Genomic DNA, 24,328 nt, shown 5'->3' on the forward strand with positions numbered 1-24,328 from the left:
TTGAGACCCGCCGGGCCTCAGGTGCGGTAGACCGTCGTGCCGTCCACCTCGTCCTTGGACAGGCGGCGCAGGAGGTAGAGCCCCTCCAAGGCGAACTCCAGCGCGGCGGCGGCGTGCCCAGGGGACTCGTCGCCGATGCCGAGCCTCGACATGATCTTGGCGAGGCCGGGCACGGGGCCGATCCTGCGCAGCAGCTCCGCGGCCGGGATCAGGGTCCCCGACTCGACCTGGACGCCCTCGGAGAACTTCTCCAGCAGCGGGTTCAGATCGGTGCCGCCGAGCGTGCCGCGGAACGTCTCCGCCACGGCCCTGCGAAGCAGATGGGCCAGGACGTCGGTCTCCCTGCCCTCCTCGCTGACCTCGAACTCCACCTTGCCGCGCAGGGTGTGCACGATGTCCGGCAGGTCGGCGACCCGGGTCACCGCGTGCTCCTCACCGGTCAGCGCCGCGCGCCGTACGGCGGAGGCGGCGGCGGTCTCCGCGGCGGCGATGGAGAAGCGGGCGGAGACCCCGGAACGCGCGTCGACCGCGGTCGACTCGCGGACCAGGCGGGTGAAGCGGGCGATCACCTCGACCAGGTGCTCCGGCAGGTCGGCGCCGACGTGGTCGAGCGCGGCCTCCTGGCGGATGAGCCGCAGCTCGGTCTCGATCGACAGGGGGTAGTGGGTGCGGATCTCGGCGCCGAAGCGGTCCTTCAGCGGGGTGATGATCCGGCCCCGGTTGGTGTAGTCCTCCGGGTTGGCGCTGGCGATCAGCAGGATGTCCAGCGGCAGGCGCAGGTTGTATCCCCTGACCTGGATGTCGCGTTCCTCCAGCACGTTGAGCAGCGAGACCTGGATCCGCTCCGCCAGGTCGGGCAGCTCGTTGACCGAGAAGACGCCCCGGTTGCTCCTGGGGACCAGGCCGTAGTGGACGGTCTCCGGGTCGCCGAGCGTGCGCCCCTCGGCGATCTTGATGGGGTCGACGTCACCGATCAGGTCGCCGACGGAGGTGTCGGGGGTGGCGAGCTTCTCGCCGTACCGCTCGTCCCTGTGCCGCCACGAGACGGGCAGATCCTCGCCCGCCTCCCCGGCCAGGCGGCGGCAGCGGGTGCAGGAGGGCTCGTAGGGGTGGTCGTTGATCTCACAGCCGTCGACGACCGGCGTCCACTCGTCAAGCAGGCCGGTCACCGTGCGGATGAGCCGGGTCTTGCCCTGACCCCGCTCACCCAGCAGGACCAGGTCGTGCCCGGCGAGCAGGGCCCGTTCCAGATGGGGCAGGACGGTTTCGTCGAAGCCCACGATGCCGGGGAACCGCGGCTCTCCGGCCCGGAGGCGGGCCAGGAGGTTCTCGCGGATCTCGGCCTTTACCGTACGGTGGATATGGCCGCTCGCGCGAAGCTCGCGCAGAGTACGTGGCTCTGGGATTTGAGGCACGGGATTGAGCCTACGTCCCCGAAGCCGAAACCGGGACTCTTATCCCAGTTTCGGATCTTGGGCATCGTGTGACGTTCGGTGCGCGTGCTTGTCCTCACAGTGGGGAGAATCGCTCCAAGGCAAGGCTTCGGACAAGAAGGGGAGGTGAGACGAGTGGCACTCTTGACGAGCTGCTTCTCCGACGGTCTCGCCGTGGGATCCGACCTGGTCGCGGCGGCGGAGACCGCGGTGCGCCAGGCCCTCTCCGGCCTGACCGGGCCCCCTCACCTGGTCTGTTTCTTCATCTGCGGCGACGATCCCGACGATGTCTCTCGCGCCGGGCTGCGCGCCATGAGCATGGCTCCCGGCGCCGCGGTGATCGGCTGCAGCGCGACGGGGGTGATCGGCGACGGGCGGGGAGTGGAGGTCACCCCCGCGGTGAGCGCGTGGGCGGCCACCCTTGACGGAGCCCGGCTGACGACCTTCGCGCTGGACACCCTGAGGGCCGATGACCGTTTTGTTGTGGTCGGGCTGCCTGAACCCCAGGAGGATGACCACGCGGCCATCCTGTTCGCCGACCCGTACAGCTTCCCGACCGACGGCTTCGTCGAGCGCTCGGACGAGGTGCTGGGCAACCTCCCGCTGATCGGCGGCCTGGCGAACGCACTCCAGGGCAGGGGCGCGGTACGTCTGTTCGCCGACGGGGAGATCTACACCGAGGGCGCGGTCGGCGTGCTGCTCGGCGGTCCCATCGACGTCAGGGCCGTGGTCAGCCAGGGGTGCCGCCCGATCGGCCCGAGCATGGCCGTCACCGGCGTCGAGGAGAACCTCCTGCTCGAACTCGCGGGCCAGCCCGCGCTGGCCAGGCTCGAGGAGGTCGTCAGCGCGCTGGACGAGGACGAGAGGGAGCTGGTCGCCTCGGGGCTGCAGATAGGCGTCGCCATGAACGAGTACGCCGAGCGGCACGAGCGCGGCGACTTTCTCATCCGCGGCGTGCTCGGCATCGACCCGGAACGGGAGGCCGTGGCCATCGGCGACGTCGTCGAGGTCGGCCGTACGGTCCGCTTCCAGGTGCGCGACGCCGCCACCGCGGACGAGGACCTCTACGAGCTGCTCGACGCGCACCGTGAGGAGCACGGCAGGGCGGACGGCGCGCTGCTGTTCTCCTGCAACGGCAGGGGGTCGGCCATGTTCGGCAGCGCCGACCACGACGCGGTCGCGGTCAGGGAGACGCTCGGCCCGATCGGCGTGGCCGGGTTCTTCGCGGCGGGGGAGGTCGGCCCCGTCGGAGGGCACAACCACGTGCACGGGTTCACCGCCTCCATCCTTGTCTTCTCCTCCCGCCCGGCGACCGACAGACCATATGATCGCTAGATGCCCGGATCGGTGCTCGCCGTCGACATCGGCGGGACGAAGTTCGCCGTCGCCCTGGTCGGAGGGGAAGGCCAGGTCCTGAAGGCCCGCAGGGTCGCGACCCCCCAGAGCGGCGACGCCCCGACCCTGTGGAAGACCCTCGTCGACCTGATCGACTCCCTGCTGGACGGCCCCGCGCCCGAAGCCGCTCAGGACGCGGGCTCCGTGGGGGAGAGTTTTCTGATCGAGGGCGTCGGAGTCGGTTGCGGCGGCCCGATGAGCTGGCCGGAAGGCGTGGTCTCGCCGCTCAACATGCCCGGTTGGCGCGGTTTCCCGCTCAGGGCCATGCTCGCCGAGCGCTTCCCCGGGGTGCCGGTGCGCGTCCACAATGACGCCGTCTGCCTGGCCGTCGCCGAGCACTGGAAGGGCGCGGGCCGCGGCGGTGCCAACATGCTCGGCATGGTGGTGTCCACCGGTGTGGGCGGCGGGCTCATCCTGGGCGACCGGCTGATTCACGGCGGAAGCGGCAACGCAGGCCACATCGGGCACGTCGTGGTCGAGCCCGGGGGGCCGGTCTGCGGGTGCGGTGCCCGAGGCTGTCTGGAGGCCGTCGCGCGGGGCCCCGGCCTGGCCGCCTGGGCGGTCGGGCAGGGGTGGATTCCGGGCGCCGCCGTACCGGTCACGGCCGTCTCCTACGAGGAGGCGGCGACGGCCAGCGGGCGGCAGCTCGCCCTGGACGCGGGGGCGGGCGACGAGATCGCCCTGGCCGCGATGGAAAGGGCGGGCCGGGCCCTCGGCCTGGCCATCGCCTCCGTCGTCAATCTCTGCGACCTCGACGTCGTCACCATCGGCGGTGGCCTGTCCCAGGCCGGGCGCCTGCTGTTCGGCCCCCTGGAGGCCACCCTCCGCGACCACACCCGGATGGAGTTCGCCCGGCGCGCCCGGGTCGTCCCCGCCTCCCTCGGCCAGGACGCGGGCCTGGTGGGCGCCGCCGCCCTCATCCTCGCCGCCGACCACTACTGGCCCCACTGAACCCGGCCGACGGCGTCATCAGCCGTTCTGTGCCCTAGGGGCGTCGAGGAACTCCTCGATCATCGGGGCCAGCCAGTCGGCGCGGTACGCGATCGTGATGTGGGTCGTGCCGGGCAGCACCGCGAGCCGGGCGTTCGGCCGACCGGCGATGTCGCCCGCCACGCCGCCGCCGGACAGCCGGAACATCTCCACCGCGTGCTCGGGGCGGACGATGTCGGAGTCTCCGATCACGGTCAGCACGGGCGCCTGGATCGAGCGGAGGGTCTCGGCGGGCCAGTCGTTGTTCTCCCGGTCGAACCGCTTCACCTTGGCGACCAGCGCGGGAAAGTCCTGCGGGTTCGGCGCCGTGTCGAGGTACTCCCGGTGGAACGGGGAGCCCTCAAGGTGCGCGGGCTCCAGGTGTTCCATGCCCCCCGCCATCTCCGGGTGGAGGCCGTCCCTGGTGAGGCTGAGCGAGATGAGCACGAGCTTGCGCACCAGTCCGGGGTGGCGTAGTCCCAGCTCGAGTGCGACGCCCGCGCCGAGACTGTAGCCGAGGACGTCGGCGCCGGTGAGGCCGAGGTGGCGCAGCAGGGCCGCCACGTCGTCGGCCAGGTGCGGGATGGTCAGCGGGCGGTCGATGTCGGCCGTGCGCCCGTGCCCTTGCAGCTCGACGGCGATCACCTGCCGGTTCTTCGCGAGGATCGGGAGCAGTGTGCCGAACGAGGTGCCGATGCCGGAGAAGGCGCCGTGGATCAGGACCAGCGGTGCGCCGGTGCCGTGAACCTCGTAGTACATCTCAAGGCCGTTGACCGGTGCGTAGCCGTTCGTCGTCATCTTCGTGCTCCCTGTCGCCGTTCGCTCTGTGACGCCTCCATCCTCTAGCCGACGATTTAACCTGTCAAGACAAATTTTTTTTTCGGTGCCATGCCCGACATCCGTCGTCGTGGACGCCAAACCGGGGGCGCCAACCTTTGCGTCCGCGGCCAAAAGGTTCGCCACGTCGCGTCGTGATTGGGACACAGAGCGTCCGTGCTGGGCCGGGCCACAAAGCCGGATGGGTGAAGTTCGGCGTTCGCGCCAACGCGACGGACGCGTCCCGGCGGGATGCTGTAGACATGGTTAAACTTCTCACCTCGGCTCAGACCGAGATACGTCTTGTTTCTCTGCACGGCACCCCCGACCTCCAACGCGCCGCCCTGCTGCTGCGTCAGATCTGGGGGACCAGGCCCGGCGACGATCCGCCCCTGCCCCTGGACGTGATGTGCGCGCTCGCCCACACCGGCGGCTACGTCGGCGGTGCCTTCCTGGACGGCGAGCTGGTCGCGGTCGCCGCCGGATTCCTCGCCTCGGGGGAAACCCTGCACTCCCACATCGCCGGGGTCGCCTCCCACGCGCAGGGACGGGGCATCGGCCTGGCGCTCAAGGAGCACCAGCGCGCCTGGGCGGCGGAACGCGGCCTGAACGCGATCTCCTGGACCTTCGACCCGCTCGTCCGCCGCAACGCCTACTTCAACCTGGACAGGCTCGGCGCGACAGCCGTCGAGTACCTTCCCAACTTCTACGGTCCGATGAGCGACGGCATCAACGACGGTGACGTCTCCGACCGGCTGTTCGTCACCTGGCCCGTCACCCCGGCCCGTGTCCCGGCCGTGGAGCCGGAGACGCTCGCGGCGGCCGTACCGATCCTGGAGGAGACGGGGGTCCCGCGGCACGGCGGGGGCGCGCCGTCACTGCGCTGCGCGACTCCGCCCGACATCGAGCGGCTGCGCGAGGACGACCCCGAGGCCGCCAGGCGCTGGCGAGCCGCGCTGGGCGACGCGCTGGGTGGCGCGCTCGCCGACGGCTACCGGATCACCGGCTTCACCAGGTCCGGGTGGTACCTGCTGGCGCGGGGAGGTGTGGCATGAGGCTCGAAGGCGTAGAGCTGCGCAGAGTCGCGCTCCCGCTCGTCAGCCCCTTCCGCACGTCGCTGGGCACCCAGACCGTGCGCGACGCGCTGCTCGTGCGCGTGGTGACCGACGAGGGCGAGGGATGGGCGGAGTGCGTCGCCGAGGACGAGCCGACCTACTGCCCGGAGTACCTGGAGGGCGCCGCCGACGTGATACGTCGCTTCCTGCTGCCCGCGCTCTTCCCGATCGAACTGGACCCGGCGGCCGTCGCCCCCGCCTTCCAGCACCTGCGGGCCCACCAGATGGCCAAGTCCGCCGTCGAGACGGCCGTGCTGGACGCCTGGCTGCGGGCCCGTGACATGTCCCTGGCCGCCTACCTGGGCGCGGTACGGCGCAGCCTCCCCGTCGGCGTCTCGATCGGCATCAAGGACACCGTCGACGAACTGCTCGACACCGTCGACAGGAGCCTGGCGGACGGGTACGCCAGGGTGAAGCTGAAGATCGAGCCCGGCTGGGACCTGGAACCCGTCGGGAGGGTCCGCGAGACGTTCGGCGCGGACGTGATGCTCACCGTCGATGCCAACACCGCCTACGGGCTGAGCGACATCGTCCACCTGACCAGGCTCGACGCCTACGGCCTCGCGATGATCGAGCAGCCCTTCGCCCCCGGCGACCTGTACGCGCACGCCCGCCTCGCGGCCAGGATGAGCACCCCGATCTGCCTGGACGAGAGCATCACCTCGGCCCGCGACGCGGTCGCCGCGATCCGGCAGGACGCCTGCTCGATCATCAACATCAAGCCGGGCAGGGTCGGCGGCTATTTGGAGGCACGCCGCATCCATGACGTCGCCCACGCCAACGGCCTGCCCGTGTGGTGCGGCGGCATGCTGGAGACCGGGCTCGGCAGGGCCGCCAACCTGGCCCTCGCCGCGCTGCCGGGGTTCACGCTGCCCGGCGACATCTCGGCCACCGCGCGCTACTACGAACGGGACGTCACCGCGCCGTTCACGCTGTCCGGGGGAGAGATGGCCGTACCGACGGGGGCGGGCATCGGCATCGAGCCCGACCGCTCCTCCCTGGAGGCGCTCACCACCGCGACCGAGTGGATCCCGGCCCCCTGAGCACCCCTCGGGGGGAGCCCGGGAAGCCGGGGAACCGGCCGCGACCCGGCTCTACCAGACGTCGCCGTCGCGCCAGTCGCAGACCAGTTCCCCCGACAGTTCGAGCGGGACCGTCACCGGGAGGACGTGGACGCCGTCGTCGTCCTCCTCGGTGCGCACGAGGCCGGTCGGGGTGAGCGCGAAGGTCGGCCCCTGCCATCGCTGCCAGCCGCGCACCTCGTAGAAATCCACGGCCTCGTCGGCGGCGCTCAGCGCGCCCAGGTCGTAGGCGTCGCGGATCACCCGTTCCAGCGCGTCCATCAGGGCCGCGCCGTACCCCCGCCGCCGCAGGTCCTCACGCACCCCGACGGCCTCGACGTAGCCGACGCGCAGGGCCCTGCCGCCGTGCAGCAGCCGCCGCTGGACCACCGACGCGTGCCCGGCCAGCTCTGCGCCGTCCCAGGCCAGGGCATGCATCCCGCCCAGGGCGTGCTCCCAGTCGTCGTCGCTCAGGTCCCCCTCGAAGGCCTCGTCCAGGAGGGCGCGGACGGCCGTGCGGGTTTTCGTGTCGAGTTCGGAGGTGTGGACGGTTTGTACCTTGATCATGTCACCATCCTGGCGCCGCGAGCCCGGACGCGCGTCGCGGGCGGGGGCACACCTGGTCAGCGGCGGCGGATCTTGATGTCACGCATGTCGGTCGCGGACACCGAGAGTTCGCCGTGGCCGTACGCGCCCAGTCTCGACTTCGCCTTCGCGAGCGCCCGCTCGACCGCCTCCCTCTCGCCCTCCTCGTCCTCGACCGTGACGACGTAGCGGAAGGTGAACGGCCCCAGGTCGGGGAGGTAGGCGAAGCCGCCCTCCTTGCTGAAACCGTTGCCGCTGAGCACGTCGTGCTCGGCCAGCCTCGCCGTCAGCTCGGCCTTCTGCCCGTCGCTGAGCCCGGCGAACCTGCCTCTGACCATCACTCGGTAGTCGTGCATGAGCCGTTCCTTTGGTTGTCGAGTGCCGCCCAGGAGTCGAGGAGGAGATCGACGGCGTCGACCACGGCGCGGTCGCCGACGCCGTCGGGGGTGAGCAGCCCCTGGATGAGCAGGCCGTCCTCCAGGGCGTGGACGATCAGGGAGAGGAACTCCGGGTCCGCGGGCGGCTGTGCGTCCCGGTCGGCCAGTCCCCGCAGGACGCCTCCGGCGATCGCGGTCCTGGCGAACAGCTCTCGCTCGGCCAGCAACGGCCGGATCTCCGGGGCGCGCAGGGCGTAGAGGACCAGTTCGAGGCGCAGTGCCAACCAGCCCTCCAGGTGCTCGGCGCGGGCCCGGTGCCAGGCGCGCAGCAGGTCCGCCATGTGGGTGGGCGAGGTGGCCTGTCCGCCCAGCTCGACGATCTCCTCCCGCTCTCGCTCGGTGCGCTTGGCGAGCAGCTCGACGATCAGCTCGTGCTTGTCGTCGAAGTTGCCGTAGAAGGCTCCCCTGGAGTATCCGGCCCGCTCGGCGATCCGCTCGACGGAGGTGCCGTTGACGCCGTGCTCGGTGAACAGCTCGGACGCCGCCGCGAGCAGCCGCTCCCTGGTCTGCCTCCGGCTGTGCTCCCTGGACAACCGCATTCATACACCTCCGTATCTGAATACAGGAGTGTATATGAAATGCGGGAGGGCCGGCCGGGCCAACAGGGCGTTCGGGGCGTTCTGGCGGGAGGGTGTGGTGGTGGCCGGGTGGTCCTGGAGTCCGGTGTGGCCGAACTGTCAGAACTCCTCCTCCCGCGTCTGGGAGCCGCTGTAGACGACGGCGGCGCGTCTGATGTGGTGGCGGGCGACCTCGGCGGCCAGGGCGGGGTCGCCGTCGGTGACGGCGGCGACGATGTCCCGGTGGTGGCGGTGCACCTCGTGACTCCACTCGGCGTCCGCGGTGAGGTTGCTCAGGCTGGAGATCGCGATGCGGTCCCACAGCCGGGTGAGCGCCTCCGTGGCGAACGGGTTCGCCGCCAGAGTGCAGATCCACTGGTGGAAGCGGAGGTTGGCGACCGTGGCGCGGCGCTGGTCACCCTGCCGCGAGTGCTCCTCGACCTTCTTGGCCCTGGCGTCCAGCTCGGCCAGCTGAGCCCTGGACAGCTCCCCGTCCCGGGAGCGGACGGCGGCGAGCTCGGCGGTGAGCGACTCGAGCGCCGCGCGGTACTCGTAGGCGTGCCGGACCTCGGCGACGCTCAGCCCGCAGACGACGACCCCCGAGCCCCTGCCGCCCGCGGTGACCAGGCCGTCGCGCTGCAGTCGTTTGAGCGCCTCGCGGACTGGAGTGCGGCTCATGTTCAGCTCGTCACTGAGCTGTCGCTCCGACATCTGGGTGCCCGGCGGATGGTCGCCGGACAGCAACAGCTCGCGGATGCGCAGGTAGGCCTCTTCCGCGTGGTTCAGCACACCCGGCGCCTCGGTCCATTCCATAGAGGTGGTATACCAGGTATCCCTGGTGCACCGCCAGCCGCCATGTGGAAGGACCCCCGCCGTGACCATTGCCAACGCCCTCCTGGTGACCGTGGCGGGACTGCTCGCCGGGGCCGTGAACACGGTCGCGGGCGGCGGGACCCTCATCACCTATCCGGTGCTGCTGCTCTGCGGCCTGCCGCCCGTCTCGGCGAACATCACCTCGGCGATCGGCCTCGCGCCCGGTTACGCGGGCGGCGCCTACGCCTACCGGCGTGAGCTGCGCGGCCAGCGTCACCGCCATCTCGCGCTCGGCCCGACCGCGATCGTCGGCGGGATCGCCGGGGCGGCCCTCCTGCTGGTCACACCCCCGGGATCGTTCCAGGTCGCGGTGCCCTTCCTGGTGCTCGCCTCGTGTCTGCTGCTGCTGGCCCAGCCCGCGCTCGCCGCGGCCGTCGCGCGTCGCGCGGGCGAGGAGCGCGACCGGGTGACCCCGCTGGCGCACGCCGGGATCTTCCTCGCCTCCGTCTACGGGGCCTACTTCAGCGCCGGGCTCGGCGTGCTCATGCTCGCGGTGCTCGGCATCGTGTTCGGCGACGGCCTGCAGCGGCTCAACGGCCTGAAGAGCTCCCTGTCGCTGGTCATCGTGCTGACCGCCGTCGGGATTTACGCCGTGTCGGGGCAGGCCGCCGTCGGTTACACCGCGCTCCTGCTCGTCGCCTCCTGCCTCGGCGGTACGGCGGGCGGCGCGTTCGCCCGCAGGCTCGATGCGGGGGTGCTGCGCCGTACGGTCGCCGTGCTCGGCATCGCACTGGCGGTCGTGCTCTTCCTGAAGAGATGACCCTCCGGACCGCGCGGGACCACGGCAGATCAGGGCAGATCAGGGCGGATCAGGGCGGACCGGGGCGGGATCGCAAAGACACGCCCGTCGGCCGTCCCGGCGGGAGGCAAGATCTCACCGGTCCCGGTGACGCTCCGACGACCGATGGGGAGCAAAGCCCTATGGCACATGAAACACGAGTGACCGGCTGGGTTGGCTGGATCTGGTTCGCGGGCATCATAATGATCATGGACGGCCTGTTCAACGCGATCTCAGGCCTCTACGCGATCTTCCATAACGACCTCTACGTGCAGGTCCGCAACAAGCTTCTGGTGTTCAACATCACCGGGTGGGGCTGGATCCACCTGATACTCGGCATTCTGCTCGTGGTCGTGGGCATCACCCTGCTACTTGGTCAGACCTGGGCACGGATCGCGGCCATCATCCTGGTGGTGATCAACGCCGTGACCCAGATGGCGTGGATCGCGGCCAACCCCTGGTGGTCCCTGATCGTCATCGCCGTCGACGTGGTCGTCCTGTACGCGCTGATCGTGCACGGCCGTGAGGCCGAGGCGGCGCGGTTCTGACTCCTGGACCACTTTCCGGGCGGGGACGGGTTCGGGGGCGCTCTGAGGCCGGTCGGTGAGCCCGGCGCGGAACACCGGGCGGAGAGTGCCACGCCACGGTGACGCGGCGGCCGTTCAGGCGTCGCGCCGGGAGGCGAGGGGACAGTTTTCCTTCTCGTCCAGGAAAGAGGAGGCGAAGGGGCGGGGGAGCGGCTCCGGTGAGGGGCGGGTGCCGTCCAGAAGGAGCGCCAGGTAGCGCCGGTGGTCGGTGCCGTCACGATCCGGCCGGTTGACGGTCGCCAGCGCCATCACCACGATCGCCGCCAGGTCGCGGACCAGCAGGTCGGCCCGGACCAGCCCGTGCCGCTGCGCGTCGGCCAGCACGTCGCCGAGCGGTTCGGCGAACCGCTCGGCGATGGCTATCGTGAACGCGCCCGCCTCCTGCGCGGCGGCGAGCAGGGCCTGGTGGGCGGCCAGCGTGTCGACGATGGCGGCCAGTGCCTCGGTGAGCCCCTCGCGAGGATCGGCGGCTTCACGGGCCGCCAGTGCGAGGGGCTCGACCTCCTCGGTGAAGTACGTCTCGAAGCAGGCCCTGATCACGCTGTCGCGGTCGCCGAACCGCCGGTAGACGGTGGCGATCCCGACGCCTGCCCGGCGAGCGATCTCCTCCAGGGGGACGGTGACGCCGGTTTCCCGCAGGGCCGCGATCGCCGCCCTGACGATCCTGTCGGAGTTGCGCAGGGCATCGGCTCGATGTCGTTGCTCTGGCACACACAGAACGCTAGCAGCCCGCATGCGGACGGTTACCAGGCGACCTGCAGGGACGAGACGCCGTACACGACGTGGAAGGAGCGGAAGTGCGCCTCGGGCTCGGTCGCGCGCAGCTCGGGGAAGCGCCGCAGCAGCGCGGGGAAGGCGATGCGCATCTCCATCCGCGCCAGCGGCGCGCCCAGGCAGTGGTGCACGCCGTGCCCGAAGGCCAGGTGGCCGTGCGCGCCCCGGGCGATGTCCAGCGTCTCCGGGTCGGGCAGGAGCGCGGCGTCGCGGTTGGCGACGGGCAGGGAGCACATCACCAGCTCGCCGGGCCCGATGACCTGGCCGGCGATCTCGACCTCCGTCGTGGTCAGCCTGAAGGTGCCGGAGTGGACGATGCTGAGCCAGCGCAGCAGCTCCTCGACCGCCGCGTCGATGTGCTGCTCCGGCTCCTTCCTGAGCAGCTCGAGCTGGTCGGGATGGCGCAGCAGGGCCAGTGTGCCGAGCCCGAGCATGTTGGAGGTGGTCTCGTGCCCGGCGACCAGCAGCAGGCCGCCGATGCCGATGAGCTCGTCCGTCGTCAGGTCGTCGCCGTGCTCGCGCACCAGCATGCCGAGCAGTTCCTCACCCGGGTCGGCCTGGACGCGGGCGACCAGCTCGGCCATGTAGGCGCGTGACTCCTCCTGCGCCGCCGTACGCTCCTCGGGGGGTGCCGAAACGTCGAGGAGCTTGCCGGTCCTGCGCTGGAAGTCCTCCCGGTCGGCGTACGGCACGCCCAGCAGCTCGCAGATCACCAGCGAGGGGATCGGCAGCGCGAACGAGGACACCAGGTCGGCAGGAGACCCGGCCCGTTCCATCGCGTCCAGGTGCTCCTCGACGATGCGGGTGATCCGCGGCTCAAGCCTGCGCATCCGGCGGAGTGTGAACTCCGGTGTCAGCATCCGGCGCAGCCGAGTGTGGTCGGGAGGATCGGAGGCGAGCAGGTTGCCCGCGCGCAGCCTGGCGAGCTCCTCCTCGGTCTTCCCCGCGGTGCTGGGCAGCGGGAAACGGCTCTGCCAGTCGTTGCTGAACCGCTCGGCGTCCCCCAACACCGCGCGCACGTCCTCGTATCGGGTCACCAGCCAGGCGTCGAAGCCCAGCGTTGTCTTGAAGTTTCTTACGCCTTCCTCGTCCCGCAGCGTCCCCAGCTCGGGAGCGGGATCGAACCCCGCTCGCCGCATGTGCAACGGCAGCGTCATGGACTCGTTCATGCAACCCCCTGAATGACTCGCCTTTCTGACCGTTCTGACCGCTCTGCAAAAACGATAGCAACCTATCGCTTAGCCGCAAAGGATCCGGCGAGTGATCATTGGGCGCCCGCCGGGCCCGCCTTCCCCGCGGGCTTGCGGGGGCAGAGGTTGCCGGTGGCCGTGTTTCCCTTCGCGTAAGCCCTCTTGTAGAGGCAGGTCGGGGGCCCCGCGGGGTCGAGGATGTTCTTCATGTGCAGGATGGCCAGTTCGGCGCCGTCCTGAACTCGCGAGGTGTCGAACCTGAACGTCTCGGTCACCCCGGGGTACGGCGTGTCGCGCAACTGCTGCGCCACCGCCGCCCGGTTGGGCTCGTAGCCGACGCCGAGCGCTTCATAGCGGGTGGGATACGGCGCGTCCGCCGCCTTGAGCAGCATGCCCGCCGCGTCGTAGGCGAGCCCGATCCGCTCGCCCGCCCAGCGCGGAATCCTGATCCCGGACGATGGGGGCGTGGTCCGCCCGCGCTCCGCGTACAGGGCGCTCAGCCGCACGCAGAAGGTCGCAAGGGCGTTGCTCTCCTCTCCCGTTGGCGGCGTCGTGCCCGGGTAGAGGCAGTGCCGCCCCTCCAGCACGACCTTGCTGCCCTTGGAGACAAAGCCGACGTCCACGTTGGCGGGGATGTCGTCGGGGTTGTTCCCTGCGTCGGCGAGGAACCGGGTGATCGCGTCGTCGGCGATGATCGGTATGGTCTGTCCCGTCGTGTTGCACTGGCTGAAGATCTCGGTGAGGAAGTCGGCGAACTGCTCGTGACGTCCCGCGTAGAAGATCATGTCTTGCAGCTGGTCGGAGCACGCTCTGGGGAGTTCCTTACCGGAGTCCGTTTTCTTGCCGGTCCAGGGAAGGTCCTCGTATGTGATGCCGGCCGCTTTGAGTTCGTCTGTCAGGCTCTTGACGAGTGACGCGACGTAGAGGTCGTCCAGTGCGCCGGACGCGTTCCTGCTGACCGGAGGGTGGACGATGTGGACACGGCGGATGGGGCGTCTGCTGGAGGCCGTGCTCTTCGCGTAGTCGACGACGAGCCTCGCCTGGATCGGATTCGAGGGCACCATCTGGAAGTAAAGCGGCGAGTCGTGGGTGAGGTCCGTGCCGGAGAGTGTGGTCGTGAGCACCGGCACCCCGAGGATCCCCAGCGCCGCGATGGCCCTCTCGGTCTGGTAGATGCTCCGGTCGAGGCCGATGACGCCGATGACGTACGGGTCGTCACGGATCAGCCCGCTGAGCTGGTCGTCGACCACGAGGTCCGCGTACCGCATGCCGGGGCCGCCGTTGGCGACGACGATCCGCAGATAGGGACGGTCGGCGGCGGTCAACCGGCACCCGTCGTCGGCGAAGGCCTCGCCGTTCTGCTCGATCTGCTTCAGGAGCAGTCCCTCCAGCTCCTCGGCCTGGGCGTAGCTCCACGCCTGGCCGTTCTTCTCGTCACTGGCGAAGCCCGCGAGATAGACGATGGTGAGCCGTTTCCGCGTGGGGTCGTCCGCGAGGGCCTTCTCGACGCAGGCGTTCTGCCGGAAGATCGCCTGTTCGGCCCAGAGCAGCCGGGCGGCCGAGCTGTGGTCACTCGCGGCACTGGAGAAGAGCCGGTCGGCGGCGTCGCTGTAGCCGACACAGATGCCGTCGATGAGCGTGACGGAGACGCCGTCGTGGTTGAGCAGCGGCACGCACCCGGTCCTGAGGTACGGCGTGCCCGCCCACAGCAGGCCGCCGCCGGCCAGGAGCACGGTCGCCGTCGTCAGGGAGAGGAGCACGTGGGGACGGGCGAGGAAGGACGGCCTTGGCGGGGTGAAGGACGCCTGCCTTCCGGCGGCCCCGTCCCGTACGACGTCGGACGCGACGGTGAACGCCAGCCGCCAGGCGTCCGGCCTCATGAGATGACGGCGGGAGTCGAGGCCGTCCAGCCACTCGCGGGCGGCGTCCGCCGCCTTCACCGTCGAACGCTCCGCCGTCTTCCGCTTCTCGGCCCCGGAGGCCTTCGCCGCCCCCGCGACGGGCTGGTACGGCCCGCCTGCCCACGTGCCCGCCGGGTCGTCGGACTCGGCTACCACCAGGAGAGGGTCGTCCTCCCCGGTCTCGTTGCGCACGTCGTTGATCAGGGACAGCAGCTCCTCCCCCTGGTCGCCCCGCGCCGTCCCGTCGATCAGGGCGACCGGGTTGGCGGTGCGCCGCCACGTGGACGGGCGCCACGGTGAGCGCCGGTAGGCGGTCCTGAGATCTTCGAGGAAGGCGTGCACCAGCAGTAACCGGATCTGCCGTGGTCTCTCGCCGGAGGGGCTCCTGACCGTCAGCTTCAGGGCGAATCCCAGGAAGTCGCCCGCCGGTCGCGGTGACATGTATCTCTGCCGTACGAACCACCGCGTCTGCCGTCCCCAGCCGGGCACCGCTCCACTCAGCCACAGCCAGGTGCGGGCGACGGGCCAGAAACGGGCGAGGAACGACAGGGCGACGCGGGCCGGGATGCTCGGGGCGCTCTCGGCCGCCGACTTCGCCAGCGAGACGGTCGTCCCCGACCCCGCCCTGTTGACCATCAGCCCGAGCAGTTCGGCCCGCCGGTCCGCGCTGTCGTCCGAAAGGGCCTGCCGCGTCAGCCAGTCGGCCAGCCGGTAGTGCGGGAAACGCAGACGGTCCCCGCCGAACTCGTCCGCGAGCTGCTCGCACAGCTCGTGCAGCAGCGGCAGCACGGGTCCGGAGCCGGTCGTTTCCGGAGAGCCGGAGCCGGTCGTGCCCAGGGAGTCCGGGCCGGTCGCGCCGGGGGAAGGGGCGGCGATCACGACGCGGGCGCAGGGCACCGCGACCGGCTTCGCTCTGTGCAGTTCCTTCTGGAACACCGACGTCAGCCGTCTCGCGTCGTCGTGTTCACCGGGCTCGTGGGGCGCGGGGGCTTCGTGAGGTTCGCGGCGTTCGTTGAGCAGACAGACGATGGGCAGCGGCAGCCGGCCTCGTTCGCTGTCACGCATGATCAGCGTGCGAAGTGTGGAGACCAGCTCGGCCACATCGACGTATGAGGGAAGCGCCATGAACTCACCCCGTTGGGACGACTCAGAAAACAGGCATGCTCGCGCCGTACTCCTGTCCCCGAAAATCGGAGGGGCGTATATCGAGCGTTCACCCTAACTCTGATGCATCCACGGCACCGGCGAGTGATTAATTGCCAATCACCCCTTCTGCCGCTGCCGATCCACCTCGCGACAGAGGGGTGAAGTTCCACTCATCCACAAATAGGAAATCAGGGTATTCGCTGGATGATCTGTGCGTGGTGTCTCAATCGGGGGCCGAAGAGCGGGCCGCGTCGACCACGAGCCGGACGCTGGTCGCGCCGAGGGAGGCGGTGATATGCCAGCACCCCAGGTGGGGAAGCGCGAGCGCGACGGGCTGGAGTCCGGGGGCCGGATAGAGGCCGGGAATCTCCCCCTTCACGGTTTCCCCTGTTTTCGGGGATATGGCGTTGATTGTCAGCATCCCGTCCTGATCGCGCCACCACACCATTTTGAGGGTCACTTTCCCGTTGGGGCGCGCGTAGCCGAGAGTCGCCGTATCCGGCAGGGTCCAGAGACCGCCGCCGCCGTACCACTCGTCGGGGTTGAGCTGCTCCGCCTTGAGCTGTGCTTCCACCTCCGGCGGCAGCTTGGCCCGTTCGCGGACCAGGGTCACCCGGCACCCCTCGGTCTTCTTGTCGGGCTTGCCGGTTGGCGCGTCCGGTCCGACCGTCACCGCCGCCTGGGGTGTCAACGACGAGGACGGCGAGGATGACGAGGACGCCGATGGAGACGGCGAAGAAGACGGCACAGAAGGAGGAGGCGCGGCACTGACGGCACCGCCACCGCCGCACGCAGAAACCGCCGCCAGCAGAATGAGAGCGCCCACCCCTGCCAAGGGTCTCGGGCTCCGGGAGATCAAGACAGCTGGTCGAACTGGCCGGTCTTGATGCCGTCGGTGAAGGTGCCCCATGCGCCGGGGGTGAAGAGGAGGGCGGGGCCGTGATGGTCCTTGCTGTCGCGGATCGCGACCGTGCCGGGGAGATTCGTGGCGACCTCGACGCACTGCCCGCCGTTTCCGCCGGAGAGCGAAGATTTTCGCCATACGGCAATGCTCACGTTCACTCCTGTTTCCCTTCCTCTGGCTAATGGGCTGTCATCGACCCGTGTTTTGCGGGTTGGTGGCCCGGATAACGTGAAGGTTGCTCAAGTCAGCCGGTCGAACGCGCCGGTTTTGATGCCGTCGACGAAAGCATGCCATTCGGAGGGGGCAAAGAGGAGGGTGGGACCGTGGGGGTCCTTGCTGTCACGGACCGCGACTGTTTCGGGGAGATTTGTGGCGACCTCGACGCACTGTCCCCTATTTCCGCTGGAAAGTGAAGATTTCTGCCATGCGGCGGTGCTCAGGTTCATTCCGTTCTCTTCCTCTGGCTGACGGGTGACACCGGTCCCCGCTCTGCTGGTTGGGGGCCGACGCCCTCGAGATGCTTAGCCCAGGTGGTCGAACTGTCCGGTTTTGATGCCGTCGACGAAGGCGTTCCATTCGGTGGGGGCGAAGAGCAGCTTGGGGCCATTGGGGTTCTTGCTGTCACGGACCGCGACCATGCTTGACAGATTGCTGGCCACCTCAATGCACTGTCCGCCGTTCGGGCCGGAAAGCGAGGACTTTCGCCATGCGGCGGTGCTCAGGTCCATTCCTGTTTCACTTCCTCGATCATTCGGAGTGATATGTGCTCAGGATAGGCCCAGAGTCGTATGGCTTCATACTGGTTCCAGATGGACGTAACGATGTCGTGCTCGGACGAGACTTGTCCCCTGGCTGAAGAGTCTGCGTGAATGATGTCCGGCTGTCCGTTGGGAAGTTCGGCGATCATGAAAGCCCCCAACGTTCCGACCAGGCAATGGGAGTCGACAACTTGAATGGAGACGGCGGGACACTGGGCGCTCTCAAGCAGGTAGTCGAGCTGCTCGCGCATCACTTTGGAGTCGCCGACAAGGCGGTGTAGCACACCTGCGTCGATAAGGACCATGAGCGAAGGAGGGTCCTCCTTGTCCAGGATCTGCCGACGCCGCATGCGAGCTTGGACGCGTTCCTCCACCTTCGTGGGGGTGACTTTGGGCTCTCGGCTGAGGACCTCGCGAGCGTAGGACTCGGTCTGGAGGAGTCCTGGAATGAGGATCGGATCCCAAGACCGGAGGATGAGAGCGTTGGGCTCGATCTCCTCAACCCAGCTCATGAACCACTTCGGTCCGCCGGGGCGGGCCAGGATGCGGCGGTGCAGGCCCATGAAGTGCTGCTCGTCGGTCAGGCCGAAGATCTTGTCGAGCTTCTCCGCGTCCGACCTCGACGGGGTGCGCGTGGCCATCTCCAGGCGGCTGATCTGAGTTTGAGTGCACCCGAGCCGGGCGCCCACGGCCGACTGGGACAGCTGCGCGGCCTCGCGCAGGCGGCGCATCTCCGTGCCGAAGCGCACGCGGGGAGACCCGGGGTCGGGAGTGGAGTCATTGCCCATCTCAACCTCCATGAATTAGGGAAAACCGGGCATTCAATAAGGCGTTCACGCCGGATCCAAACCAGAATTCGTCCCGGAAAACCAATGGGTTGTCATTGTCCGGACTGCTCTGACGTGGGAATCCGCTTACGGGTGCTCCAAGCTTAAAGGCAATCTGAGAAAACATCCATAACTCTCAGTGAGGATGATGGCACCAAGGGTTTATCTCCCTTGGGTCGCGAGGTTGATGGCGCATGACCGGCATGGCAATTTTTCATGCACCGGCCGTGCTCATTCAAGGCGCCCGGAGGGCTGGATTATGGCAATGCTCGACGAGCAGGAGCGGTTCATTCATCTGGTACGGCCGGCCTGGGATCTGCACGCAACGGGGCTGAGCGCGGCGGTCGACCTGCCGAAGGGCGGAAAACCCGTCGTGCTGGTTCTGCGGGCGAAAGGGGCGTTCCGGATCGAAGCGGCGAAGTACGCCACCGGCTGGTTCTTCACCTGGGGCCGGAGACAGGACCAGCGGGTGCGGGCGCTCGACATCAACGCGTTCCGGCGCATCTGGGAGGCGGTGCAGTGAGAACGAAGGAACCACCGGACCAGGCCGACCACATGGATTTGGCGGCCCATCCGATCGCGTCGTCATTCGCCCGCAGGCTCGTGGAACGCACACTGGCGAAATGGGGGCTCGAATCGGGCGGAAAGGTCGTGTGGGCGAGGCTGGACCCGCCTTTCTGACCCTCCGGTCTCGTCGGCGCCGGTGACCTCGCGTGGGTGGAGCCACGCACGCGGACGCCGCACAGCAGACGCCGTAAACAGAAACGGCCACCGCCGTGACCGTTCGGGTGACGAAACCGAACGATCACACGATGGCCGTTTCGGCCTAGGCGGAACATCTCACGAGGAGAAGAAAGGCCGGTATATGGCGCCGCCGCCGGGGAGGATCACCGTCTGTCAGGCCGGATCGGTCCACGGGCAGGCGGCGAGGCGGTCAGGGAGATCCTGGATGATCAGGCGGCCGGGCAGGAGGTTCCCTTGGCGGGCACCTTGCCGTTCAGCAGGTAGCCCTCGACGACGCCCGCGATGCAGGGGCCGCCCGCCGGGTAGGCGCCGTGCAGGTTGCCTCCGTAGGTGACCAGCACGCCGTTGGTGAGCTGCCTGGCCAGCTTCGCGGCCTCCTGGGTCGGCGCGGCCGTGTCCTTCTCCGAGCTGATCACCACGATCGGGGCCGGGCCGGTGTGCTTGACCGTGCGACCTTCGGGGTCGACGGGAACCGGCCACTGTGCGCAGACAGGGATCAGGAAGGCGGTCGTCGGGCTGAGCTGGCCGAAGATCGGGGAGATGCGGGTCAGCTCGGCCTCGATCCGGGGCAGGTCCCGCACGGCGGGCCGCTCGCGGTCGCGGCAGTAGACCCCACTGTTGTACGGGACCGAGCCGAAGATCCCGAAGGGGTCGTAGGTGTTGTCCTGGCGTCCGAGCATTCCGTCGGCCAGGTCCAGCAGGGGTTTGCCCTCACCCTTGATCGCCTGGGCGAGTCTGGTCTCCAGCTCCTTCCAGTACTCCACGCCGTTGCCCGCGCCCACCAGGGTGGTGATCGCTGAGCTGGCGCCGAGCCGGCGGTCGCCGACCTTGAGCGGCTTGCGCTTGAGCTGCTCGATCAGCCCCTCGACGGCGCTGTTGGCCTCCTTGGTGTCCTTGCCCAGGTCGCAGCCCTTCTCGACGCACCAGGCCAGGAAGTCCTCGTAGGAGAGCTGGGAGGTGCGGACGAGCTGCTTCTCCACCTCGACCACCGACTGCCGGGGGTTGAGCCCGGCGTCCAGCACGATCCGGCCTGCCCGCTGGGGATGCAACGTGGCGTAGACGCCGCCGAGGACGCTGCCGAGGGACAACCCGTAGTAGTTGAGCTTGTTCTCGCCCAGCGCCGCGCGCAGCCGGTCCATGTCCCTGGCCGTGTCGCCCATGCCCGCGTGCGGCAGGAGCTTGCCGGACCCCTTCTCGCACTCACGGGCGAAGGCCGCGGTCTCCCGCAGGAAGGCCTTGCGGTCGGCCGGGTTCCTGACGCCCGGATTGACGGCGAACAGGCGGTCGATCGTGGCGTCCGAGCCGCAGGCCATCGGGGAGGTGTCGCCCGAGCCGCGCGGGTCGAAGCTGACCAGGTCGTAGTGTTCGCGCAGGGCCGCGTACTTCTGGTGGGTCGCCGCCAGGATGACGACGCCGTCACCGCCGCCGCCGAAGTTCATCACCAGCGAGCCGGTCCTGGTGCCGGTGGCCTTCGCCCTGATCACCGCGACGTCGACGGTCCCGGGGTTTGGCCTGTCGTGGTCGAGCGGAACGGTCAGCTTGCCGCATTCCAGGCCCGTGGTGGGCACGGGCAGTCCGGTGCACGCTGCCCAGGAGATCGCGGTCGCGGTGGTGGCTGTGGTGGTGGCCGTGCCGGCGGTCGCGGCGACGGCGGCGGTGGCGGGAAGGAGTCCCAGCGCGGCCACCACCGGCAGCACCAGGGATTTGGGGGATCGGAGAATCAACGTGATCGCCTTCCGAGTCGAGAGAGACCTCTCCGTCGACACTCCCAGTGACCTGCGCCCAGTTCTTCCCCAGCCGGGATGAAGCGGTTTTCCGCGTCCCCTCCTCATGACCGACGTCAAAGTGCTGCGAATTACCAGGAAAATGCATACCAAAGGCGATTTGGGCGTATACCAAAGGCTCTGCGGCCCCTCCGGCGCCTCACCGGTCCACCACTCATGATCGACAGTCTGGCGTCGGCTCCCGGGCTGAAACAGCCGACGGCCCAAGCGGAGGTGGGCCGGAACGGAGCGGAAAGACCTTCAAGAAGCCGTCGGGGCCGGTGCTTGATCGTCGTCGAGTGCCCTGTCTCGCGGCCGGGGTCAGGGAGCGGACTCCGAAGGCGAGGCAGCGGAATGCGCGGCCACGAGTCCGTCGATCCCGGCGGTGAGAAAGGCGAGGGTCAGCTCCGCGCGGAGGGCGAGCCACTGCTCGGTTGCCGGGGCGGGAGAGCCGTAGCGCCGCCGTTCGATGTCGTCGACGACCTCCGCCGGAGCCCGCATCTCCCGGAGCACGGTGAGGGCCTCGCCCTTGGTGATGAGCCTTCCATCTCGCAGCGTCACCGTCGCCCTGGCCAGGACCAGCATTCCGGCGTCCACCCAGATGTCACGGAGCCACCGCTCCCGAGGTTCAAGGGACGGTCGCCAGAACTCCTTCATGTCCCTGACGACGAACGCGGCGAGTTCCCCGTCGGCCAGCGGCGGCAGGACGGCCGCGGGGGGAGCGCCGTACAGGACGAGCCCGAAGTCGTGGAGCTCGCGCCGGGTCACCGGCGTGATCGGCCGATGCATGAGCTCCTCGTGCGCCCAGGTGAGATGAGACCGCGCCGAATCGGGCAACTCGGCCACGGCGGCGTAGCTGCAGTGGAGTTTCGCCGCGAGGGGGACGTCCTGCCCCAGGCGCTCGTGTGCCTGCGCGAGCCGTCGTTCCTCCTCGGGAAGGCAGTGCCGGTCCAGAACGGCGATCAGGTCGAGGTCGCTGCGGCCCGGCCGGTAGTCGCCTCCGGCGAGGGATCCGTGCGCCCACACCGAGGTCAGCGGTACGAGCGGTGTGATGTCGTTGACGAACCGGTCGAGGAGCGCGGTGGTGGGGGCGTGATCGGTCATGCGGCCAGTCTCTTCCACCCGGAAAGGCGCGGCCTGCTTTGGCGCACTTCGGCCACATCCCGGGAGTGGGGGCGCCTGCGCGGTTTCGGCTACGCCGAGTGAGCAACCGGCGTGGGACTACCGATCCCGGGCCGGAGGCCGCGTGCCGTTACCCGCTTCGGGACGCGTGGGGGTCGTCCAGAACGCCGGTACGGCGGGCGGTGAGACGGGCCCGGGTTTCGGAGGTCGTGTGCCCTCTCCCCGCTTCGGGACTCGTGTACCTGCCTCAGGACTCGTGGGGGGTGTCCGGAGTGCCGGTATGGCGGGCGGTGAAGCGGGCCCGATCGGCGCCGATGGGCGGTTTCCGGTCCGGTGGGGCGTTCGCGGGGAGCGGCATCAGCCTGGCTGGTACACCTGGATCTCGGCGTTCGGGGGCAGGCCGAACGTCTTGCGGCCCTCGACGCGGTTCTCCTCGCTCAGGGCGGAGAAGCCGGAGTCACTGATCTCCAGGGCCTTGGGCGCGCCGTCGGCGGAGAACATCTCCCGCACCGAGGAACGCAACAGGTCGCCCTCAAGGGCCTCCTGGATCTCCACCACCTGGTAGCGACCATCGGTCGAGTCCACGGTCAGGAGCGCCAGGTTCTTGTACTGGCTGCTCGCCAGGAGCTTCTGCCCGACCTTCGCGTACTCCTCGCACGAGGCGGCGAGACCGACCAGTTGCTGGTTGTTGCTCTTCTGGCGGACCTCGACGAGGTTCTCGTGACAGAACATCTTGGGTTTGAGCTCGGGCTTCAGCGCCGCCAGGACCTGTGGCTTCTCGCGCTTGGGGTCCGTCGTCTCCAGGTACTGGTCCACCGCGGTCATCAGGTCTGCGCGCGTTTTCGGGCCGATGACGACGACGTGCTCGCGCGCGAGACCTGTCGAGTCCGGCGTTTGTAACTGCCAGATCAGCCAGCCCGCGAGGCCGAGTGCGAGCGCGCCGCCGAGGATTCCCGACGCGAGGGGGAGCGATTTCATCGCAAGATGATTGCCTATCCGCAACCCAGCGTCCATAGGTCCGGCACAGGGAGTTCATGATTTCGGACAAAACATCGTGATTCATCCTCCGGTGGACGCGGTGCGGAAAGCGGGGACGAAGAACTGATCTTCGTTTCAGGCGAATGGGTGACTTCATATGGGATCGTGAATGAGATTGTGAATACGCTGCTTCTGACCTGCTCTTTCATTGTCTCCTGAAAGTGCGGGCAGGCGGTGAGATCTCCCTCCCGGCGCCGCGGCGTTCGGGGAGCGGCGCCGTTCTTCACCGGGTTGCGCACCGCTCGCCGGCGCCGGTCGGGTTTTGGTCCTGCTCGCCGTACCGGCGCCGTGAGAGACCTCGGACGCGGTGAAGGTGATCACCGCGTCGGCGGATCGCTGTACCGTGGATGGTCGTCGTCGTGCCGTGGATGGCCGTGGATGGGCTCGGATGGCGCGGACGGTTTCGGCGTCGCGCGCCTACAGGCCGAGGATGGCGTCCCTGACCAGGGTGGCGGCGTTGGCGTGGCCTCTGGCGTTGGGGTGGACCAGGGCGAAGCGGGCCGAGGTGTCGAGGATGCCCTCAACCCAGTTGTTGCCGCCTGCCTTGTCGCACACGCTGTGCCCACGGCTGGAGGTGTACAGGTCGACGTAGGTGTCGCCGTGCTCGGCGGTGCGCCTCCTGATCAAGGCGTTGAGCGGCTCCAGGGCGTTGGTGCGCAGCCAGTCGAGGTCACCCCGGGTGATGGTGGAGAATCCGACGAGGCTGCCGAAGACGCACTTGGTGGTCTCCTCGGGAATGATGTGGGGGTAGCCGACGGTGATCACCTTGGCGTGTCGGGCCCTGGCGTTGATCGCGGTGAGCATCTCGTCGTACTCGCCGCTCACCTGGGCGAGCCGCTCCTCCAGCTCGTCGCCGTAGTGGTCCTTGCACGGGGTGCCCCGGCCGAGCGTGTTCTGGCCCAGCTCGATGCAGGTGAAGAGGATCTGGCCGAACCCCAGGCTGTTGCCGCCGATGCCGACGGTCACCACGTCGGTGTCGGGGGCGACCGACTCCAGCTGGGGCGGCACGGCGGGGAACGGGTAGTCGGGGTCGGTGGAGAAGGGCGGCAGCTGGTGGCCGATCGGCTCCTGCGGCTCGTCGACGATGTTGGCGATGGTGGCGTTTCCACAGCTCACGTTGCGTAGGTCGACCTGGTCGCCCAGCTCGTCCTCGATCACCCTGGGGTAGGACAGCGCGGTGCGCGCGCAGCCGTCGCGCGGCCTTTCGTATTCCGGTCCGGCGGCCTGGATGGCTCCTGCGGTGTAGGAGTCGCCGAGCGCGACCCAGTCCAGGGGCGCCCGCGCGGCGTTGGCGGGAGTGGCCGCGGCCACGGTGCCGCAGGCGGTGAGGGCGATGGTCAGGGCGATGGCGGTGATCTTTCCGCGCATGCGGAAGTCTCCTTCGGCTGGAAGGAACAGCCGGGGACACCGTGTGCGCGTCCTCCGGCCAGAGCGGATTCGTCACACAAAATAAGCGATCAGTAACTGTGGGTAGCTATAGCTGGTGGGTGAGCTAACCCTTACCGGCGCCCCCGCCGGTGTCGCCGCCTGCCGTGCCGTACTCCGGCTCTTCGGG

Annotated in this window: 25 protein-coding genes; 7 read left to right on the forward strand and 18 right to left on the reverse strand. The window is 69.1% G+C overall.

The annotated features are described in order from the left end of the window. Positions 1-17: 17 nt before the first annotated feature. On the reverse strand, positions 18-1,415 hold the full coding sequence (locus AB0395_RS00080) for a sigma 54-interacting transcriptional regulator (RefSeq protein ID WP_366275522.1): 1,398 nt from the start codon (positions 1,413-1,415) through the stop codon (positions 18-20). A 153-nt stretch (positions 1,416-1,568) separates the two neighbouring features. On the opposite strand from AB0395_RS00080, the gene AB0395_RS00085 reads away from it, so the two are divergent. Together AB0395_RS00085 and AB0395_RS00090 are read left to right on the forward strand one after the other, a co-directional pair. After that, complete coding sequence (locus AB0395_RS00085) at positions 1,569-2,768, forward strand: FIST N-terminal domain-containing protein (RefSeq protein WP_366275524.1); 1,200 nt, start codon at positions 1,569-1,571, stop codon at positions 2,766-2,768. Then, the gene (locus AB0395_RS00090; protein WP_366275525.1) at positions 2,769-3,779 is read left to right on the forward strand and encodes an ROK family protein; all 1,011 of its coding nucleotides are present in this window, start codon (positions 2,769-2,771) and stop codon (positions 3,777-3,779) included. It begins immediately after the preceding gene. Between the two features lie 18 nt (positions 3,780-3,797). Here the strand turns inward: AB0395_RS00090 and AB0395_RS00095 are convergent, their stop codons facing one another. Beyond that, positions 3,798-4,595, reverse strand: coding sequence for an alpha/beta hydrolase (locus tag AB0395_RS00095; protein WP_366275527.1), 798 nt, complete (start codon positions 4,593-4,595; stop codon positions 3,798-3,800). Positions 4,596-4,876: 281 nt separating this feature from the next. Here AB0395_RS00095 and AB0395_RS00100 point away from each other — a divergent pair, with 281 nt between their 5' ends. Then, on the forward strand, positions 4,877-5,668 hold the full coding sequence (locus tag AB0395_RS00100; RefSeq protein ID WP_366275529.1) for a GNAT family N-acetyltransferase: 792 nt from the start codon (positions 4,877-4,879) through the stop codon (positions 5,666-5,668). Beyond that, positions 5,665-6,771: an o-succinylbenzoate synthase gene (gene menC / locus AB0395_RS00105; RefSeq protein ID WP_366275531.1), complete on the forward strand. Its 1,107-nt coding sequence runs from the start codon at positions 5,665-5,667 to the stop codon at positions 6,769-6,771. Before AB0395_RS00100 ends, menC begins: the two co-directional genes overlap by 4 nt. A 51-nt stretch (positions 6,772-6,822) precedes the next feature. Here menC and AB0395_RS00110 read toward each other — a convergent pair whose 3' ends face one another. The 4 genes from AB0395_RS00110 to AB0395_RS00125 all read right to left on the reverse strand — a co-directional run bounded on the left by AB0395_RS00110 (position 6,823) and on the right by AB0395_RS00125 (position 9,181). Further along, the gene (locus AB0395_RS00110) at positions 6,823-7,356 is read right to left on the reverse strand and encodes a GNAT family N-acetyltransferase (protein WP_366275532.1); all 534 of its coding nucleotides are present in this window, start codon (positions 7,354-7,356) and stop codon (positions 6,823-6,825) included. A gap of 56 nt (positions 7,357-7,412) precedes the next feature. Continuing rightward, positions 7,413-7,730, reverse strand: a complete 318-nt coding sequence (locus AB0395_RS00115) for a DUF6204 family protein (RefSeq protein WP_366275533.1) — start codon at positions 7,728-7,730, stop codon at positions 7,413-7,415. Continuing rightward, positions 7,712-8,350: a TetR/AcrR family transcriptional regulator gene (locus AB0395_RS00120; RefSeq protein WP_366275535.1), complete on the reverse strand. Its 639-nt coding sequence runs from the start codon at positions 8,348-8,350 to the stop codon at positions 7,712-7,714. The genes AB0395_RS00115 and AB0395_RS00120 overlap by 19 nt, the downstream gene beginning before the upstream one ends. A gap of 138 nt (positions 8,351-8,488) precedes the next feature. Continuing rightward, positions 8,489-9,181, reverse strand: a complete 693-nt coding sequence (locus tag AB0395_RS00125) for a GntR family transcriptional regulator (RefSeq protein WP_366275536.1) — start codon at positions 9,179-9,181, stop codon at positions 8,489-8,491. Positions 9,182-9,242: 61 nt separating this feature from the next. On the opposite strand from AB0395_RS00125, the gene AB0395_RS00130 reads away from it, so the two are divergent. Together AB0395_RS00130 and AB0395_RS00135 are read left to right on the forward strand one after the other, a co-directional pair. Further along, positions 9,243-10,001, forward strand: coding sequence for a sulfite exporter TauE/SafE family protein (locus AB0395_RS00130; RefSeq protein ID WP_366275538.1), 759 nt, complete (start codon positions 9,243-9,245; stop codon positions 9,999-10,001). Positions 10,002-10,180: 179 nt separating this feature from the next. Further along, a complete protein-coding gene (locus AB0395_RS00135; protein WP_366275540.1) occupies positions 10,181-10,567 on the forward strand; it encodes a hypothetical protein in 387 nt (128 codons plus the stop codon). A gap of 114 nt (positions 10,568-10,681) precedes the next feature. On the opposite strand, the gene AB0395_RS00140 is transcribed toward AB0395_RS00135, so the two are convergent. From AB0395_RS00140 to AB0395_RS00175, 8 genes are all read right to left on the reverse strand, one after another. Then, complete coding sequence (locus AB0395_RS00140) at positions 10,682-11,317, reverse strand: helix-turn-helix domain-containing protein (RefSeq protein ID WP_366275541.1); 636 nt, start codon at positions 11,315-11,317, stop codon at positions 10,682-10,684. A gap of 32 nt (positions 11,318-11,349) precedes the next feature. Beyond that, positions 11,350-12,549 (reverse strand): cytochrome P450, encoded by a 1,200-nt coding sequence (locus tag AB0395_RS00145; RefSeq protein WP_366275542.1) that lies wholly within the window; start codon positions 12,547-12,549, stop codon positions 11,350-11,352. A gap of 95 nt (positions 12,550-12,644) precedes the next feature. Next, positions 12,645-15,596 (reverse strand): hypothetical protein, encoded by a 2,952-nt coding sequence (locus AB0395_RS00150; protein WP_366275543.1) that lies wholly within the window; start codon positions 15,594-15,596, stop codon positions 12,645-12,647. A 244-nt stretch (positions 15,597-15,840) separates the two neighbouring features. After that, a complete protein-coding gene (locus AB0395_RS00155) occupies positions 15,841-16,290 on the reverse strand; it encodes a hypothetical protein (protein WP_366275544.1) in 450 nt (149 codons plus the stop codon). Between the two features lie 182 nt (positions 16,291-16,472). After that, a complete protein-coding gene (locus AB0395_RS00160; RefSeq protein ID WP_366275546.1) occupies positions 16,473-16,679 on the reverse strand; it encodes a DUF397 domain-containing protein in 207 nt (68 codons plus the stop codon). Between the two features lie 81 nt (positions 16,680-16,760). Beyond that, the gene (locus tag AB0395_RS00165) at positions 16,761-16,967 is read right to left on the reverse strand and encodes a DUF397 domain-containing protein (RefSeq protein WP_366275548.1); all 207 of its coding nucleotides are present in this window, start codon (positions 16,965-16,967) and stop codon (positions 16,761-16,763) included. A 75-nt stretch (positions 16,968-17,042) separates the two neighbouring features. Next, a complete protein-coding gene (locus AB0395_RS00170; RefSeq protein ID WP_366275550.1) occupies positions 17,043-17,249 on the reverse strand; it encodes a DUF397 domain-containing protein in 207 nt (68 codons plus the stop codon). Next, positions 17,240-18,067 carry a helix-turn-helix transcriptional regulator gene (locus AB0395_RS00175; RefSeq protein ID WP_366275551.1) on the reverse strand — a complete coding sequence of 276 codons (828 nt, stop codon included), beginning with the start codon at positions 18,065-18,067 and terminating at the stop codon, positions 17,240-17,242. The genes AB0395_RS00170 and AB0395_RS00175 overlap by 10 nt, the downstream gene beginning before the upstream one ends. Positions 18,068-18,365: 298 nt before the next feature. Between AB0395_RS00175 and AB0395_RS00180 the strand changes: the two genes are divergently transcribed. After that, positions 18,366-18,629 (forward strand): hypothetical protein, encoded by a 264-nt coding sequence (locus AB0395_RS00180; protein WP_366275553.1) that lies wholly within the window; start codon positions 18,366-18,368, stop codon positions 18,627-18,629. 430 nt (positions 18,630-19,059) lie between these two features. Here the strand turns inward: AB0395_RS00180 and AB0395_RS00185 are convergent, their stop codons facing one another. From AB0395_RS00185 to AB0395_RS00200, 4 genes are all read right to left on the reverse strand, one after another. Then, positions 19,060-20,574: an alpha/beta hydrolase gene (locus AB0395_RS00185; protein WP_366275555.1), complete on the reverse strand. Its 1,515-nt coding sequence runs from the start codon at positions 20,572-20,574 to the stop codon at positions 19,060-19,062. Positions 20,575-20,934: 360 nt separating this feature from the next. Then, positions 20,935-21,717, reverse strand: a complete 783-nt coding sequence (locus AB0395_RS00190; protein ID WP_366275557.1) for a nucleotidyltransferase domain-containing protein — start codon at positions 21,715-21,717, stop codon at positions 20,935-20,937. Positions 21,718-22,092: 375 nt separating this feature from the next. Continuing rightward, positions 22,093-22,713, reverse strand: coding sequence for a hypothetical protein (locus AB0395_RS00195; protein ID WP_366275559.1), 621 nt, complete (start codon positions 22,711-22,713; stop codon positions 22,093-22,095). 477 nt (positions 22,714-23,190) lie between these two features. Continuing rightward, positions 23,191-24,141 carry an SGNH/GDSL hydrolase family protein gene (locus tag AB0395_RS00200; protein WP_366275560.1) on the reverse strand — a complete coding sequence of 317 codons (951 nt, stop codon included), beginning with the start codon at positions 24,139-24,141 and terminating at the stop codon, positions 23,191-23,193. Positions 24,142-24,328 lie beyond the last annotated feature (187 nt).

Source organism: Streptosporangium sp. NPDC051023 (genome assembly GCF_040689595.1).
GTDB lineage: Bacteria > Actinomycetota > Actinomycetes > Streptosporangiales > Streptosporangiaceae > Streptosporangium.

Excerpts from the sequence above, each read along its gene's own strand:
- AB0395_RS00090 (WP_366275525.1), top strand. The coding sequence starts at position 2,769 with ATGCCCGGATCGGTGCTCGCCGTCGACATCGGCGGGACGAAGTTCGCC.
- AB0395_RS00095 (WP_366275527.1), bottom strand. The coding sequence starts at position 4,595 with ATGACGACGAACGGCTACGCACCGGTCAACGGCCTTGAGATGTACTAC.
- AB0395_RS00100 (WP_366275529.1), top strand. The coding sequence starts at position 4,877 with ATGGTTAAACTTCTCACCTCGGCTCAGACCGAGATACGTCTTGTTTCT.
- menC (WP_366275531.1), top strand. The coding sequence starts at position 5,665 with ATGAGGCTCGAAGGCGTAGAGCTGCGCAGAGTCGCGCTCCCGCTCGTC.
- AB0395_RS00110 (WP_366275532.1), bottom strand. The coding sequence starts at position 7,356 with ATGATCAAGGTACAAACCGTCCACACCTCCGAACTCGACACGAAAACC.
- AB0395_RS00115 (WP_366275533.1), bottom strand. The coding sequence starts at position 7,730 with ATGCACGACTACCGAGTGATGGTCAGAGGCAGGTTCGCCGGGCTCAGC.
- AB0395_RS00120 (WP_366275535.1), bottom strand. The coding sequence starts at position 8,350 with ATGCGGTTGTCCAGGGAGCACAGCCGGAGGCAGACCAGGGAGCGGCTG.
- AB0395_RS00125 (WP_366275536.1), bottom strand. The coding sequence starts at position 9,181 with ATGGAATGGACCGAGGCGCCGGGTGTGCTGAACCACGCGGAAGAGGCC.
- AB0395_RS00145 (WP_366275542.1), bottom strand. The coding sequence starts at position 12,549 with ATGAACGAGTCCATGACGCTGCCGTTGCACATGCGGCGAGCGGGGTTC.
- AB0395_RS00150 (WP_366275543.1), bottom strand. The coding sequence starts at position 15,596 with ATGGCGCTTCCCTCATACGTCGATGTGGCCGAGCTGGTCTCCACACTT.
- AB0395_RS00165 (WP_366275548.1), bottom strand. The coding sequence starts at position 16,967 with ATGAACCTGAGCACCGCCGCATGGCAGAAATCTTCACTTTCCAGCGGA.
- AB0395_RS00170 (WP_366275550.1), bottom strand. The coding sequence starts at position 17,249 with ATGGACCTGAGCACCGCCGCATGGCGAAAGTCCTCGCTTTCCGGCCCG.
- AB0395_RS00175 (WP_366275551.1), bottom strand. The coding sequence starts at position 18,067 with ATGGGCAATGACTCCACTCCCGACCCCGGGTCTCCCCGCGTGCGCTTC.
- AB0395_RS00180 (WP_366275553.1), top strand. The coding sequence starts at position 18,366 with ATGGCAATGCTCGACGAGCAGGAGCGGTTCATTCATCTGGTACGGCCG.
- AB0395_RS00190 (WP_366275557.1), bottom strand. The coding sequence starts at position 21,717 with ATGACCGATCACGCCCCCACCACCGCGCTCCTCGACCGGTTCGTCAAC.
- AB0395_RS00195 (WP_366275559.1), bottom strand. The coding sequence starts at position 22,713 with ATGAAATCGCTCCCCCTCGCGTCGGGAATCCTCGGCGGCGCGCTCGCA.
- AB0395_RS00200 (WP_366275560.1), bottom strand. The coding sequence starts at position 24,141 with ATGCGCGGAAAGATCACCGCCATCGCCCTGACCATCGCCCTCACCGCC.